Source organism: Elusimicrobium simillimum, assembly GCF_049639735.1.
In the GTDB taxonomy this organism is placed as follows: domain Bacteria; phylum Elusimicrobiota; class Elusimicrobia; order Elusimicrobiales; family Elusimicrobiaceae; genus Elusimicrobium; species Elusimicrobium simillimum.
Genome location: NZ_JBEVVA010000003.1, coordinates 156,266 through 169,235, shown reverse-complemented (window position 1 = coordinate 169,235; position 12,970 = coordinate 156,266). Strand labels below are relative to the sequence as shown.

Here is a 12,970-nt window from a genome sequence, read left to right as displayed (position 1 = left end):
TAAAAAAAACTACCAGTTTTCAGCCAATACTTCAAAATGCGCTTGCGGATGGTCGCACGCGGGACATTTTTGCGGCGCGGAGTCACCGGACTGAATGTAGCCGCAGTTAAGGCATCTCCACACTACTTTGCTGTCTTTTTTAAATACTTTACCGTCTAAGATATTCTGCCTTAAGGCTTTGTAGCGTTTAGAGTGCTGTTTTTCCGCAATGGCTATGTGTTCCATGGCGGAGGCTATTTCTTCAAAGCCCTCTTCTCTGGCTACTTTGGCAAAATCAGGGTACATATGTTCCCATTCTTCGTCTTCGCCATCGGCGGCTTCTTTAAGGTTGTCTTCTGTTTTAGAAATTACGCCCGCGGGGAAGCTCCACTTAACTTCTACCGCGCCGCCCTCTAAAAATTTAAACAAGCGTTTGGCGTGTTCTTTTTCCTGGTTGGCTGTTTCTTCAAAAATGTTGGATATTTGCACGTATCCTTCTTTTTTGGCTACGCTTGCGTAGTATGTATAGCGGTTTCTGGCCTGTGATTCACCGGCGAAAGCGGTAAGAATATTTTTTTCTGTTTGTGTTCCTTTAATAGACTTGGACATAAGTATCTCCTCTTATTTTACTGTGAGACTGCCAAATACCCCGCAGTATTTATCTCACCCCTATAGAGTATTATTTATAGCCCAAAAGTTCAAGTGTGTTAGGACCGTCAAACAATTTATTTTATAAAAACAAAATATTTGTGCACATCACCCTCTCCCGGCGCAAGCGCCGATCTCCCCCGTAAGAGGGGGAGGAAATACATAAGTGCCGTTATAGAAGTGAATTTCACAGGATTTTGAGTGGCTTTTTAACTTTTCAGATTCCGGCACACTTGGTGCGGGCACACGGTGGGTGTGGTGGAATCTGAAAAGTTAAAAAGACGCCAAAAGCCGACGAAATTTTATTCCGCTTATTGAAATTAGAGCGAACACAGAGAGCGACATGTTGGAAGACGCGAAGCGCAAACAAAAACCCCTCTCCAGAGGAGAGGGGAAATAAAAAGGCCGCCCAACCGGACGGCCGTATTAATAGGGGAATTTTGAAAGCTGTTATTTTGGCAAAGCCAAAATATTCAAAACCTTTTTTGCAGAGCAAAAAGCACACAAAACCTTGTGTGCGTATTAATAAGACAGATTTTGAAAAGTCGTTATTTTGACGAAGTCAAAATATTCAAAATCTTTTTTTGTGCAACAAAAAAAGGTGCGGGCGGGAATCGAACCCGCGAATAGCAGTTTTGCAGACTGCCGCCTTACCACTTGGCCACCGCACCGTAAATCAAATTGTATATACATTATAGCTTTTTTTATGATAGAGATAAATATCTTCTTATAAAAATAAAAAACTCCCGCAAGTTTTGCGGGAGTTTTTATATACTATTTCTTATAACAGTTCTTTGTTTTCAGGCTTTGTTTCGCAGGCGGCTTCTTCATCATCCTTAACTACGGGCGCTATTCTTGCTATTTTGTCGCCCTCGTCAAGTTTAACAAGCCTTACGCCTTGGGCGTTGCGCCCTACGGAGCGGATTTCCTCGCAGCGTATGCGTACGGCCATGCCGTTCTCGGTAATAACCATTAAGTCTTTGGTTTCGTCAACCAGCTTAATACCCACGACTTTGCCGTTACGTTCCGTTGTTTTAATGGTGATGGTGCCGCTGCCGCCGCGGTTTTGTTTGCGGTATTCCTCAAACTCCGTGCGTTTGCCGTAGCCGTTTTCACATACTGACAATACATCCGGGCCCGGCGCGTCTTTAGGCGCGTGTTCCATGCCTACAACAATGTCGCCTTCGCCCAGTCTTATGCCTCTTACGCCTTTAGCCTGGCGGCCCATAGCGCGGATTTGGCCTTCGTCAAACCTTATGGCTTTGCCGTCGCGTGTGGCTATAATAAGGTCGCTGGCGCCGTTGGTCATTTGTACAGAGGTTAAAATATCGCCCTCTTCAAGACCCATGGCTATAATGCCTGATTTGCGTATGTTGGCGAAATCAGCCAGTTCAACACGTTTTATTGAACCAAAGCGTGTGCACATGGTAAGGAATGTCTCGCCGCTGTTTTTGGGGTCAAAATCCTCAATAGATACGGCTGAGGTAATTTTTTCCTCGTTAGAAATTTGCAGCAGGTTAACAATAGCTTTACCTTTGCTCATACGGTTGCCTTCCGGTATTTCATAAGCGCGCAGGCTAAATACGCGGCCGCGGCTTGTGAACATAAGGATGGTAGCGTGGGTGGAGGTAACAAAAAGATGCTCAATAAAATCTTCTTCTTTTGTTTTGCCGCCTATTACGCCCTTGCCGCCGCGGTTTTGCGTGCGGTAAGTGTCTAACGGTATACGCTTGGCGTAGCCGTCGTTTGATAAGGTAATAACAACGTCTTCCTCTTCAATAAGGTCTTCCATCGTCATGTCTGAAAGTTCGGTAGAGCTGATTTCGGTCTTTCTGTCTGTGCCAAAATCTTTTTTAAGCTGTTTAAGCTCATCCACAATAATGTCTAAAACTTTCTGCGCGTCGCCCAAAATGCCCTGCAGCTCGGCTATTAAAGCAAGAAGTTCTTTCTGTTCTTTTTCAATACCGGCTGATGAAAGCTGCGTTAACTGGTGCAGCCTCATATCCAAAATAGCCTGGGACTGAGCTTCTGATAAAGCAAACTCTCTTATTAAAGAGAACTTGGCTTCTGTAGGGTCTTGCGCTTCGCGGATAATCTTGATAACTTTGTCCAGATTGGCGATAGCTATAAGCAAGCCCTGTAAAATATGTTCGCGTTTTTGCGCTTTGTTAAGGTCAAAGCGGGTGCGGGCGACAACAACTTCTTTTCTGTGTTTGACGTACGCCTTCATTACTTCCTTGATAGGAAGAATACGCGGGCGGCCGTCAACAATGGCAAGCATGTTTACGCTGAAGCTGGTTTGCAGCTGCGTATGCTTGTAAAGGTGGTTAAGCACCACTCTGGCGTCGCCGTCTCTTTTAACTTCTATTACCAGGCGCATGCCGCGGCGGTCGCTTTCGTCGCGGATATCGGCGATGTCCGTTACTTTTTTGTCTTTAACAAGGCCGACAATCGCTTCGATAAGATTGGTTTTGTTAACCTGGTACGGTATTTCTGTAACAACAATGGCGCTTCTGCCGCCTTTGCCGCCCTCTTCAATTTCCGCCCTGGCCTGTACTTTAACGGAACCTTTGCCCGTTTCAAAATAATCAAAAATACCTTTGCGGCCGCAGATAATGGCGCCTGTAGGAAAGTCCGGCCCTTTTATAATCTGCATAAGCTCTTTGGTTGTAACCGCGGGGTTTTTAATTGTTTCGACAATGGCGTCGCAAACCTCGCCCAGGTTATGGGTGGGGATGTTGGTGGCCATACCTACCGCGATACCGCTGGAACCGTTTACAAGCAGGTTAGGCATTTTGGCGGGCAGTACGGAGGGTTCCTGCATGGAGCCGTCGTAGTTGTCGTTAAATTTAACTGTATTTTTGTCGATATCGCCAAGCATTTCCTCGGCTATTTTATCAAGGCGGACTTCAGTATAACGCATAGCGGCAGCCATGTCGCCGTCAACAGAGCCAAAGTTACCCTGGCCGTCTACAAGCGTGTCTCTGAGCGAGAAATCCTGCGCCAAACGTACCAGCGAGTCATAAATAGCTGTGTCGCCGTGAGGATGGTATTTACCCATTACGTCGCCCACTACACGGGCGGATTTTTTGAAAGGTTTGTTATATTTTAAACCCATCTCGTTCATACCGTAAAGTAAGCGGCGGTGAATAGGTTTTAAACCGTCTCTGACGTCCGGCAGGGCGCGGCCTACGATAACGCTCATCGCGTAATCTATGTAGGAGCGTTTCATCTCCTCGCCGATGTCTCTTATTTTAATATCGCCAAACAAATCTGCGTTTGCAGGGGTTTGATTTTCTTTTTCACTCATATTCTAATTAACTCCCAAACCTAAATATCCAAGTTCTTAACTTCAAGAGCGTGTGTTTCGATAAACGCTCTTCTGGGTTCAACTTTATCGCCCATGAGGGTGGTAAAAATTTGTTCCGCGTCGGCCGCGTCCTGTATTTCTACTTTTAACAGGCTGCGTTTGGCGGGGTCCATGGTGGTTTCCCAAAGCTGCTCGGGGTTCATTTCACCGAGACCTTTGTAGCGCTGTATGCTGGCGCCGCTGGAACCGGCTTCTTTTACTTGTTTAAAAAGTTCCGAAAGACTGTAAACGATTGTCTGTGTTTTGCCTGTGTTTACTATAAACAGAGGGTCCTTTTTATCGGCTTCGTTTTCAATCTCGGCGTATTTCTCAAGACTGTAACCGAGCGCTTTAAGTTTGTTCTCATTGGCGAGTAATTTGCCAAATTCAAACAAGCTCTGGTGTTCGGGCGCCAAGTCCTCATCGTTTAATATGCTGATGTCGGTGCCTTCCGCGCTAAGCAGTTCTTTACGCTCAATAATATATTGGTTGGCGTAATCTTGGTATTCTTTGTCTGTGTAGAAATATTTGAACCCGCCGCTTTGCAACGGTATTCTGTACACAGGTATTTGCCCTGTGGAAACAAATGATAAGAAATCTTTAAGCGTAATATTCTTAACATCCATTTTGCCCAAAATTTCTTCCACGTCTTTTAATATTTTAAGGAAGTCTTTTAACTCAGCCGCGCTAAGTTCCGTTTTGTCGGCCTTAGATACGGTAATAGAGTTAATACCCTCTTTAGACAGCCAGTTAACCAGCTGCTCTTCAGTTTTTAAATACTGTTCATTTTTGCCTTTTTTAACTTTATATAAAGGCGGCTGCGCTATGTAAACGTGCCCGGCCTCAATAAGCGGTCTTAACTGGCGGTAGAAGAATGTAAGAAGCAAAGTTGTAATATGCTGGCCGTCAACGTCAGCGTCAGCCATAAGAACAATTTTGTGGTATCTGAGTTTGCCTATATCAAAACCGCCCTCACCCTCGCCAACGCCTGTGCCTAACGCGGAGAAAAGGGTTCTTATTTCCTCGTTAGATAAAATTTTGACAAGCTGCGCTTTTTCAACGTTAAGCACTTTACCTCTTAACGGTAAAATTGCCTGGAACACGCGGTCGCGGCCTTGTTTGGCCGAGCCGCCGGCTGAGTTACCTTCTACTATGAAAATTTCGCATCTTTCAGCGTTCTTTTCCTGACAGTCTGCCAGTTTACCCGGCAATCCGCCGCCCTCAAGGGCGCTTTTGCGTCTGGTAAGATCGCGCGCTTTTCTGGCGGCTTCACGCGCTATGGCGGCGTTTATGCTCTTTTCACAAACAGCTTTGGCTGTTTTGGGGTTTTCTTCAAAGAACGTTTTAAGAGCGTCGCCTACTATAGAGCGCACTACGCCTTCAATCTCGCTGTTGCCAAGCTTGGTTTTTGTTTGGCCTTCAAACTGCGGGTGCGGGATTTTAACGGATAATACCGTGGTTAAACCTTCTCTCATATCGTCGCCGGTAACGTTGATGTCTTTGTTTTTGAGCAGGTTATTATCTTTAATATATTCGTTAATAACACGGGTAAGAGCGGAGCGGAAACCGCTTAAATGCGTGCCGCCCTCAATGGTATTAATATTGTTAACAAATGTATAAATATTTTCTGAATAACTGTCGTTATACTGAATGGCGAAAGAAACATAATTATCAGAAACCTCTTTTGTTATGTAAATAGGTTCCGGGTGAAGAGGTGTTTTGTTGGCGTTAATATATTTAACAAACTGTGAGATGCCGCCCTCATAAAAGAATGTGTGGGTTTTGGCTTCGTCACCGCGTTCATCGGTTAAAATAATTTTTATGCCGGCGTTTAAGAAAGCAAGCTCTCTAAGACGGTTAGCGATAGTGTCGTAAGAGAAAGAAAGCTCGCCGAATATTTCTTTATCAGCGTGGAAAGTAACTGTTGTGCCGTGTTCTTTAGTAGTGCCTATTTCTTTAACTTTTTCTTCAGGTATACCGCGGCGGTAGCGCTGAAAATATTCTTTGCCGTCTTTTTTTACCACTACTTCCATAAGTTCTGACAAAGCGTTTACGCAAGACACGCCCACACCGTGTAAACCGCCGGACACTTTGTACGCGCCGGAGTCAAATTTACCGCCCGCGTGAAGCACTGTCATTACAACTTCAAGCGCGCTTTTGCCTTTAAGTTTAGGGTCTTTAGCGTTGACCATAGGGTCAACAGGTATGCCGCGTCCGTCGTCTACGATAGAGCACGTCATATCATCTTTAATTGTTACTGAAATTTTGGTTGCGCCGCCGGCTAAGATTTCGTCAACGGAGTTGTCCACAACTTCATACACTAAATGGTGCAAGCCGGGCGCGCCGGTTGAACCTATGTACATAGCGGGGCGTTTTCTAACAGCTTCAAGACCTTCTAAAACTTGAATTTTAGAAGAGTCATAATCCTTCTTAAGTTTAACATCTTCTGTCATTTTATCTTACCTCTTGCTCTTGGTATTTGCCTTGTAAACTTTGAAATAAACACATAGCAGAATGTGCTATTTTGACGCTTGCTGCTTGGGTTTACCTTGTAAACTTTGACGTAAACTTATAGCAGAAAGTACTATTTTTAGCGCTTATTCTTTTATAAATAATGCGGCCGGGTGCTGATTAAATTTACTACACAATATCTATTTTTTTTATCCAGGCTTTATCAAAATATTTGTTAAGCTCTTTTATTATATTTTGGCTTTGCCCGGCTAACTCATGCTTGGCGGCCGCTTTGGTTACTTTGACGTAAACGGTATCTTTACTAACCGCGTCTATAACCCAAAATTTTGCCCTTACACCCGCCACTTTTTGCCAAACGGTGCCCAGCACCATAAGCCTGTTTAATTTGGAGGTTAACGGATTAAAGGTGTTATTTAAATCTTTACTCGTATTCCAAATTTTACGGGGTTTGGCGCCTAACCTCACTACGACCTCACGGGCATAATAACGTATTTAAACTTATCTTCACCAACAGCTTCAACCAGGACCGGCTGGGCCGCGTTGATAAAGGAAAATTCCACTGAATCAGATGAAATATTTTTAAGCACCTCAAGCACGTATTGCGGGTTAAAAGATATTTCAAAAGGCTCTGCGGTATACTCAACTTTTACTTCATCCGAAAAATCCATTTTCTGCGAGTTAGACGTAATAGTAAGTAAATTATCTTTTAAAGCGTATTTTACCGTGCCGCCAAGGTCGCTTGCGCAGAGGCTGGCGCGCTTGGTGGAGGCAAAAATTTCTTTATTGTTTGACACAAAGCTCATAGTTTTCTTATTAGGTATAACCTGTTCGTAATTAGGAAAATTACCCTCTATTAAGCGTGATATATAGGTGGTTTGGTCAACATTAAAAGTAACCTGGTTTGAGGAAACGCTTACATTAATATCAGCGTCTTCACCGGGTTTATTAATGGAGAAAAACCTTAAAAGTTCGTTAAGTATTTTTGTAGGTATAATAATTTTAAAATCTTTAATATCACTCATAACAGAGCTGGAGGCTAAAGCCAAGCGTCTGCCGTCAGTGGCTACCACTTCTAACTTATCGCCCGTTTTTACCCATAAAAGGCCGTTAAGCACATATCTGGTTTCCTGCGTGGAAGCTGAAAAAATTGTATGCGATACCATTTGCTCTACGTCTTTTATTTTAAGCGTAAACTCGTTTGTTTTATCTATCTCAGGTATTAAAGGGTATTCTGATTTAGGCGTCCCTATAACCCAAAATTTACTTTTGCCTGATTTTATGTGCACTTTATTATCGCCGTCCACTGTTATATTTACTTCTTTATCATTAGGAAGGTTTTTTAAGATGTCCGACACTTCTTTTAAAGGAATAGTAATGGCCCCTTCTTCCAATATTTCGGCGTTTATGTAATGTATAGACGCCATCTCCATATCAGTGCGCATAAGCTTTATTTTGCCATTTTCAGCTTCCATAAGGAAGTTGTGTAAAATGGGTAAGGTTGCCCTTGAAGATACCCCGGACTGTACAACAGAAATCCCTTCCAAAAAAGTTTCTTTAGTAATATTAATCTTCATCTTATTATTCCTCTTACTATTATGTCCTGTGGATTGTGTTGATAATGTTGATACGCCAATACAAATTTTTTAAATAACTGTTAGTTAATGTGCACAGGTTGTCAGTATTATTAACAGTTTGTTTTAATTTGAGCCTTTTGTGGGTAACAGTTAATTGTTATCCACAGTTTTTTAACGTTTATCCACAGCTTTAATGTCAGCTATGATTTGGTTAATTTGGGCCGCAAAAAATGGGTCGTTCTCTACTTCTTCTTTAATTTTTTCCCTGGCGTGTACTACTGTGCTATGGTCACGCTCAAACTCACGCCCTATTTCCGGCAGTGACATATCCGTAAGCTCTGTGGATAAGTACATAGCTATCTGCCTGGGCCAGGCTATAGAGTGGTTTTTGCGTTTGGAATTAAAATCTATAATATCTATCTTAAAATGCTTTGCCACAACTTTTTTAATGGAGTTTACATTAATAAGCAGGCGGCGTTCTTCCATACTTATAATATCTGACAGTACCTCACGCGCTATAGGTATAGTGGCTGTAACCCCGTGTATATTACAATAGGTTGTGAGCCTAAACAGGCAGCCTTCTAACTCACGTATACTAGCCTGCACACCTTCCGCTATAAAGGCAATCACATCGTCCCCCACATCAAACCCGCTGGAATCGCGCTTTTGGCGCAGTATAGCTATTCTGGTTTCAAGGTCAGGGCGCTTAATTTCCGTGACTATACCCGAAAGCAGCCTGGAGCTTAACCTAGGGTCAATACCCAATTGCTGCGGCGTTCTATCCGATGTAAGAACAATCTGTTTTTTAGATTCAAATAAAGCGTTAAATGTATAAAAGAATTCCTGCACACTGGACTCTTTGCCCGCCACAAACTGTATATCGTCCATTAAAAAACAATCTAAAGAGCGGTGCTTCTTTCTAAAAGCCTCAGGGTTTCTGTTTTGTAAAGATTCTATGTATTCGCTGACAAATTCCTCGCCGGACATATATAAAATTTTAGCCGACGGGTTTTCTTTTAAAATACGGTTGCCTATGGCGTGCAGTAAATGGGTTTTGCCAAGGCCCGGGGTACTATATATAACAAGCGGGTTATTCTCACGCTCACCAAGTTTTTTTACCACAGCCTCAGCCGCTCTAAAAGCAAAACGGTTAGACGGGCCTTCAATAAAGCCCTCAAAAGTGTAATTAGGATTTAAACGGTTTGGAAACGCGCTGGCCGGGGTATGTATAGGTGTGGCCAAAATTTCCCTTATTTCATTTTGTTTTCTTTCATCATTATATATAGTATCTTCCGCTACATTATATTTAACGGTAAGCGCCGCGCCGGTCTCGGCCTCTAAAGAAGATTTTATGGCAGAGGTGTATCTGTCAGCAATAGTTTTAGACCAAAATTTATTTGGCAGCTGCACAGTCAACACACCCCCTTCAATAGTTAATTTGAGGGGTTTTAACCACATTTCGCAAGCCTCTTTGCCGAAAACGGTTTCCATTTCAGCTAAAATGCGGGAATTTAAATCTTCATTTATAATATTATCTGACACTATGTTAATCCAAAATGATTTTATATTAATATACTATATTTTAGCATATTTTGCCTAATTCTGCGTTTTTTTGCGTTTTTATTTTTTTTGGCTGGGTACCCATAGATTTGTTAATTAACCTAATTAAAGCAAAAAATTAAGCAAAAAGCTTAAAAAACAATAGTTTTTGGCTTTTTGCTTAATTTATAATTAGGCTATATATTTATTTACGTTTTCTAAGAGTTGCTGTATGGTGAAAGGTTTGGCGGCAAAGCCTTTTACCTGGCTTATGCCCTCAAACAAATGTTTTGACTCTTCCAAAGCGGAGGCTACAATTATAGGTATGTTTGCCGTATCAGATGAATTGTTTAAAGCTTTGGCAATTTCTATGCCGTCCATACCCGGTAACATAACATCAAGAATAATAAGATTAGGGTTTTCTCTTTTAACAACATCAAGGGCTTCCCTTCCGTTATCGCAGATAACAGCTTCAAAGCCGGAGCGTTCCAACATCATTTTAACCATCTCGGAAATTGACGGTTCATCTTCAATAATAAGAATTTTTTTCATAATATTATTATATACTATTTGCATGGAAAAAAAGCACTTTTTAAGCTCTGTATGGGCAAAATTTTATAATAATAACAAAAAACTCTTTAAAAGGGGCGACAGGGTGGTTGTTGGCGTAAGCGGCGGGGCGGACAGTGTGGTATTGTTGGATTTTTTGGCCAAACTGGCGCAAAAGAACCGTTTTAGCCTGTACGCGTGCCATGTTAACCACGGCCTTAGGGCGGCTGCCGTTAAAGATGAAAAATTTACACAAAGGTTTTGCGATTCTTTAGGCGTAGAGTGCTTTGTGGTGCGTAAAAACGTAAAAGAACTGGCAAAAAAAGAAAAACTAAGCATAGAACACGCCGCCAGAAAGGCCCGCTACCAAGCTTTTGAGGAAGTTTGCAAAAAGACCAAGGCTAATTATATTGCGGTTGCCCACCATTTGGATGACCATGTGGAAACCATACTATTAAATATTTTGCGGGGTACCAGGGCCAAAGGGCTTATGGGTATAGCACGGGAACGCCCTTTAAATAAACAGGTTACCATAGTGCGCCCGCTGCTTGGCGTACGGCGTGCCGATGTTGAGGCTTATATAAAATTTAATAAACTAAAATATGTTACCGACGAAACTAACGATGACGATAAATATACCAGAAACTGGGTGCGCAAAAACCTTTTGCCGGTGTTAGAGCATAAACAGCCGCAAATAAGAGAACATCTAAATCTTATTTCAGAAGACCTTAGGAGAGTTTTACGTGAAGATTGATAACTATAAAGACTACGCGTCACCGCAGGAAATTGAATATATTAAAATGCTGGGTAAAAAACTTGGCGGCAGAAGTTCAAATGTTCTCAGCACAGCGTCTGTTGGTGGCGGGTTGGCGGAAATTTTAAATAATGTGCTGCCCTTTCTTGAAGATTTTGATTTTAATTTACGCAGAATAAACGTGGCTTTTGATAAAGAATTTTTGTCCGTCGCCAGAAAAATTAATGAAGCCCTTAGCGACCCAGCCTTTGATATCACACAAGCCGACCTGGATAAATTTTTTAGTTATAACACTATGGTGCGGGACGCTGTAAAAGAACCGTGTGATTTACTTTTTGTTTATGATCACCCGCCTATTTCAGCTGTGGAAAAGAAAAATTATTCCAAAGCCATTTGGCGCTGCTACCTGGACGTGTCCCACCCGGATCCTTTGGTATGGGACGCGGTTAAGTATTATATAGAACAATACGACGCCGCCGCGTTTTCTTTCCCCAGTTTTTCGCAGGATTTATCTATACCCAAATATTCTATTATGCCCTCTATTGACCCGCTGGCTGATAAAAACAGGGAAATAGAAGAAAGTTATATAGACGGGGTTTTTGCCAAATACGGCATTCCCAGAACCAAACCCGTAATATTACAGGTGGGCCGTTTTGACGCTTTAAAAGACCCTATCGGGGTGTTGGAAGTGTTTAAAGAAATAAAAAAAGAATATGATTGCACTCTTGTGCTGGCCGGCGGTAAGGCGGCGGACGACCCGGGGGCTGTAACAGATTTTCAGGTTGTATCTATGGCGGCCTCTCAGGTACCGGGCGCGCATGTTATTTTAATGGATTATAATGAACTTGAAGTAAACGCTTTGCAGACAGGCGCGGATATTATTATACAAAAAGGTCTTAGAGAAACATTCGGCCTGACATTAACAGAGGCTATGTGGAAAAAGAAAGCCGTGGTAGCGGCGGAGACAGGCGCGCTGCCGCTGCAAATTATGGAGGAACACTCGGGCCTTACTTCTGTCAGTAACGCAAGCTGCGTAGCGCAGGTAAAGCGTTTGCTAAAAGACCCGCAGTTAAGATACACTCTTGGCGTAAACGCGCATAAACATGTAAAAGAAAACTTTTTAATAACAAGACATGTAAGAGATTTATTTATAATGTTCGCGCAGGTTTTAGGCATTTCAATATAAAAGTAAGACAAGCCTAACAAATTAAGTATAATGTTTAGTGTGTTGCTTTACTGGCGGCACAAAAAATTAAATATTCTCAGGGGTATACATGCAATCTAATTGGCTTATGGTGGCCGCGGCCGTGGGGCTTGGGCTTACACACACACTTTTGGCGCCTAATCATTATCTGCCGTTTATTATGATAGGTAAAGCAAGAAAATGGAGTTTATCTAAAACCGTTTTAATAACTTTTTTATGCAGTATGGGCCATATAATAGGTTCTTTGGTAATTGCTTTGGTGGCGGTACTATTTGGCGTGGCCGTCAGCCATATAGAAGTTATAGAGGGTTACAGGGCAAACATTGCGGCCTGGGGGCTTATACTTTTTGGTCTTGGTTATTTTATATGGGGGCTGCGCGCCGCTAAGCATAATCACTCCTGCTGTGAGCATGTGCATACTGATAAAAACGACGTAAAAAGTTTAACCCCTTTTATCCTCTTCATGATTTTCCTCTTCGCCCCGTGTGAAGCGTGGATACCTATAATGATGTTCCCGGCTATTACGGACGTGCCGGTATTTGTATTTTTAGTAGCTTTGGCTTTTGGTTTTACCACAAGTATTGTTATGATGATAACCGTTGCGCTCGGCTACAAAGGTATAGAATTGCTGCCTTTTAAGAAGTGGGAAAAATATGGGCACGCGATAGCGGGGTTTGTTATTTTGGCATGCGGGATATTTGTAGAAGTTATGGGGCATTTGCACCCCCATGCGCACTAATAAAAGCGATAGTTTCGCGCTTTGAGCGCGACTTACTTTTTTTATCGTGAAAAAGATAAGCAAAAATCTCGCCCCGCCTTTGTCGAGCAAGGTGCTTTTAAGGGTTTTTGAATAACTCGTAAAAAATTTGCTGTAGTACTGCAACCTTATAAATTTTTTACTC

General features: G+C 42.4%; 10 protein-coding genes and 1 tRNA gene. 3 read left to right on the top strand and 8 right to left on the bottom strand.

What is annotated here, in order from left to right; genetic code table 11:
* Positions 1–9: 9 nt before the first annotated feature.
* The 8 genes from rbr to AAIR98_RS01415 all read right to left on the bottom strand — a co-directional run bounded on the left by rbr (position 10) and on the right by AAIR98_RS01415 (position 10,113).
* The gene (gene rbr, locus AAIR98_RS01450) at positions 10–588 is read right to left on the bottom strand and encodes a rubrerythrin (protein ID WP_423970470.1); all 579 of its coding nucleotides are present in this window, start codon (positions 586–588) and stop codon (positions 10–12) included.
* A gap of 638 nt (positions 589–1,226) precedes the next feature.
* A tRNA-Cys gene (locus AAIR98_RS01445) sits at positions 1,227–1,298 on the bottom strand.
* A 110-nt stretch (positions 1,299–1,408) separates the two neighbouring features.
* Positions 1,409–3,937 (bottom strand): DNA gyrase subunit A, encoded by a 2,529-nt coding sequence (gene gyrA / locus AAIR98_RS01440; protein WP_423970469.1) that lies wholly within the window; start codon positions 3,935–3,937, stop codon positions 1,409–1,411.
* A 20-nt stretch (positions 3,938–3,957) separates the two neighbouring features.
* Positions 3,958–6,429, bottom strand: coding sequence for a DNA topoisomerase (ATP-hydrolyzing) subunit B (gene gyrB, locus AAIR98_RS01435; RefSeq protein WP_423970468.1), 2,472 nt, complete (start codon positions 6,427–6,429; stop codon positions 3,958–3,960).
* A gap of 187 nt (positions 6,430–6,616) precedes the next feature.
* Positions 6,617–6,913: a DciA family protein gene (locus AAIR98_RS01430; protein ID WP_423970467.1), complete on the bottom strand. Its 297-nt coding sequence runs from the start codon at positions 6,911–6,913 to the stop codon at positions 6,617–6,619.
* Positions 6,913–8,022 carry a DNA polymerase III subunit beta gene (dnaN, locus tag AAIR98_RS01425; RefSeq protein ID WP_423970466.1) on the bottom strand — a complete coding sequence of 370 codons (1,110 nt, stop codon included), beginning with the start codon at positions 8,020–8,022 and terminating at the stop codon, positions 6,913–6,915. The genes AAIR98_RS01430 and dnaN overlap by 1 nt, the downstream gene beginning before the upstream one ends.
* Before the next feature lie 171 nt (positions 8,023–8,193).
* Positions 8,194–9,564, bottom strand: coding sequence for a chromosomal replication initiator protein DnaA (dnaA, locus tag AAIR98_RS01420; protein WP_423970465.1), 1,371 nt, complete (start codon positions 9,562–9,564; stop codon positions 8,194–8,196).
* A 189-nt stretch (positions 9,565–9,753) separates the two neighbouring features.
* A complete protein-coding gene (locus AAIR98_RS01415) occupies positions 9,754–10,113 on the bottom strand; it encodes a response regulator transcription factor (protein WP_423970464.1) in 360 nt (119 codons plus the stop codon).
* 22 nt (positions 10,114–10,135) lie between these two features.
* Between AAIR98_RS01415 and tilS the strand changes: the two genes are divergently transcribed.
* From tilS to AAIR98_RS01400, 3 genes are all read left to right on the top strand, one after another.
* Positions 10,136–10,864, top strand: coding sequence for a tRNA lysidine(34) synthetase TilS (gene tilS / locus AAIR98_RS01410; protein WP_423970463.1), 729 nt, complete (start codon positions 10,136–10,138; stop codon positions 10,862–10,864).
* Entirely contained in the window at positions 10,854–12,050 is a 1,197-nt protein-coding gene (locus AAIR98_RS01405; protein WP_423970462.1) for a glycosyltransferase, read from the top strand. The genes tilS and AAIR98_RS01405 overlap by 11 nt, the downstream gene beginning before the upstream one ends.
* A gap of 88 nt (positions 12,051–12,138) precedes the next feature.
* Complete coding sequence (locus tag AAIR98_RS01400) at positions 12,139–12,807, top strand: hypothetical protein (protein WP_423970461.1); 669 nt, start codon at positions 12,139–12,141, stop codon at positions 12,805–12,807.
* The last annotated feature ends 163 nt before the right edge of the window (positions 12,808–12,970 follow it).